The organism is Enterobacter sp. SECR19-1250 (genome assembly GCF_013391025.1).
Lineage (GTDB): Bacteria > Pseudomonadota > Gammaproteobacteria > Enterobacterales > Enterobacteriaceae > Enterobacter > Enterobacter cloacae.
Genome location: NZ_JACASJ010000262.1, coordinates 1 through 1,261, shown reverse-complemented (window position 1 = coordinate 1,261; position 1,261 = coordinate 1). Strand labels below are relative to the sequence as shown.

Here is a 1,261-nt window from a genome sequence, read left to right as displayed (position 1 = left end):
CCGCCTGCATGGTATCCAGCCCAGCCTGCTGTTTAAGTGGAAGAAGCAATATCAGCAACTGTCTTGAAGGTAAAAATTATGGAGCAACGTGGTGGTACGACTCATCCCATTCTTCGTTCTTTCTGAGCATTGCGTTCAGGATGGTAAGCAGCTTACGCATACAGGCTACCAGCGCCACTTTTTTGGCCTTTCCGGCTGCAAGCAGGCGCACATAAAACGTTTTTATCACCGGATTAAAGCGGGTTGCCACAAGCGCAGCCATGTACAGTGCTGATCTTAGGCCAGCCCTGCCGCCAAAAATGGTTCGCCGGCCACGCATAGTCCCTGAGTCCCAACACCTATAAGCGCACTGATTTCGCGCCGGGAGAGCGTTCCCAGTTCCGGAATCTCCGCCAACATCGCGGAAACGGTCATGGTGCCTACACCTTTGATACTGCTCAGGCGCTCAGCAATCTCTTTAAAGTGGTTACGGATGTGACTGTCCATTTCTTTCTCGAGCCTGACAAGCTCATCTTCCAGCGCTTTAATGATGGTATTAATGCTTTTCTTGTTCTGCGGATGGGATGGATGCAGTCGGTTACGCTCAGCCACCAACATCGCAATCAACTGGCGTCTGCGAACCACCATCGCAGCAAGGGCCTGACGTTCAGCATCCGGCAGTGCCCTGATAAAGCGTTTCCGCTCAGGGTGACGATTAATAACCTCAGCCATCTGCGTGAGGACTCTGGCATCAATTCGGTCGGTCTTCGCAAGATATCCCATTGCACGGGCGAAGTCACGGGCCTGCCTGGGATTGACCACGGCAACCTCAAAACCTTCGGCCTGAAGCGAACAGGCCACCGCAACTTCCAGCCCACCAGTGGCCTCCATCAGAACCAGAGCAACGGAGTGCCGTCTCAGTCCGGTAATAATCGCGTTAAAGCCATCAGAGTCATTGCTGACTGTAAACTGAGCAACATCACTGCTGGCAGCGATGTCCAGTGTGGCTTTGGAAACATCGATGCCCACACAAAGTGGATTTGGCTGACTCATTTTTACCCCTCCTTGCAAATACGTTATGGAATACGGACAACTGTTCGGGTTTCAGATGAGTGGCTCAGCGTATGCGCCAGTCGCTGATATACGGGCTTGAACCCTGGAAGGCATCGGGCTGCATACGTTTTGCCAAATCTAATCGTATTAATTTTAATCAGTCTTCAAGATACAAGGAAGGCAGCCTCACCGCCGTTGCGGCTGGAGAGGAAGTCGTTCCTGCTTCTGA

General features: G+C 52.2%; 1 pseudogene. It reads right to left on the bottom strand.

Annotated elements, in window-relative coordinates:
* Positions 1-76: 76 nt before the first annotated feature.
* Positions 77-1,032 (bottom strand): annotated as a pseudogene (locus HX884_RS26465) (IS110 family transposase).
* Positions 1,033-1,261: the final 229 nt, after the last annotated feature.